This window comes from Levilactobacillus muriae, from assembly GCF_045862015.1.
Lineage (GTDB): Bacteria > Bacillota > Bacilli > Lactobacillales > Lactobacillaceae > Levilactobacillus > Levilactobacillus muriae.
This window is the reverse complement of the sequence record NZ_BAAFRU010000068.1, coordinates 1-1,188: the sequence shown is the minus strand read 5'-3', so window position 1 is coordinate 1,188 and position 1,188 is coordinate 1. Positions and strand designations below refer to the sequence as shown.

Here is a 1,188-nt window from a genome sequence, read left to right as displayed (position 1 = left end):
AACATTTAGATCGACAGTTAGCGGCTTTAAAAGACGTTGATAAATTATTTACGGATAAATTAAGTGGGGCTAACACTAATCGGCCAGAACTGCAAAAAATGCTGGCCTATATTCGTGAGGGTGATATTGTAATGGTCACTGAATTAGATCGCTTAGGCAGAAACAACCATGATTTGACTAAGATCATGAACTCCATTCAAAATAAGGGTGCCACCCTAGATGTGTTAAATTTGCCGTCCATGACAGGGATTGCTGATCCTAACTTACGTCAACTGATGACTAACCTCATCATTGAACTGTATAAGTATCAGGCCGAAAGTGAACGGAAGCGGATTATTGAGCGCCAGCAACAAGGGATTGCTTTGGCCAAACAGCAAGGTAAATATCATGGTCGCAAACCTCAATATGCACAAGATGATCCCCGCCTACAACATGCGTTTAAACTTTATCAAACCGGTATGAGTGACATTGATGTGGCCCGAAATACGGGTATTAAACGAACTACCTTTATTAGATATCGTAAAAAATACAAAATTAAATGAAATAATTAACAAAAAATGGGCTAACAGCACGCTCGGTTATTTGCCGACAGGTTTTCGACTCACGCCGATAGATGTGCAAAAAACTTAGCTTAAAATCGAGTAAGATGTATAATCATGTTGTGGGCGCACAAAGGAACGGTATGTGGGTTCGAATCCCACCCTCGTCATTGGCCAACTCCCGATATCTTTTGCAGCGTCATATTGGCAGTACTTCCTGTCCTTTTAACAGAAACCGAAAGGAGCGATTCTATGCCTAAAAAAAAAGCAAATCTCTCAACGTCACTGTTATCCGTAATAATGACAACGGGTATTTTCTTCTGCATTAAGACGAGGTAGCTAATTGGTAGCAAAGGTGGACGATTAATCCCAGAAGAGAATAAAAGACCATGTAGTGCACCCTCTACTGGTCTTTTTTGTTTATGACAGATTGCAAGAAATAACTTGAACAAATTTAGTAACGCAGATTACGCAAAAAGATCTCAATCGGTGTTCGCCAATTTAAACATTTGAGTGGTCGGCAATTCAAATACCAGTTAATTTGAATCAATTCATCATCGGTAATCTCATCAATCGGTTGACCTTTGGGAATGAAGCGGCGTAGTACTCGGTTGCGATTTTCATTACTGCCTCGTTCATGTGGCGAATA

Annotated in this window: 2 protein-coding genes; one reads left to right on the top strand and one right to left on the bottom strand. The window is 40.2% G+C overall.

The features are described from left to right. Positions 1–542 (top strand): recombinase family protein (locus tag ACKTSF_RS14520; protein WP_407890293.1); only part of this gene is annotated, 542 nt, incomplete at its 5' end. 451 nt (positions 543–993) lie between these two features. Here the strand turns inward: ACKTSF_RS14520 and ACKTSF_RS14515 are convergent. Beyond that, the coding region (locus tag ACKTSF_RS14515) for a transposase (RefSeq protein WP_407890291.1) at positions 994–1,188 on the bottom strand (195 nt) is incomplete at its 5' end.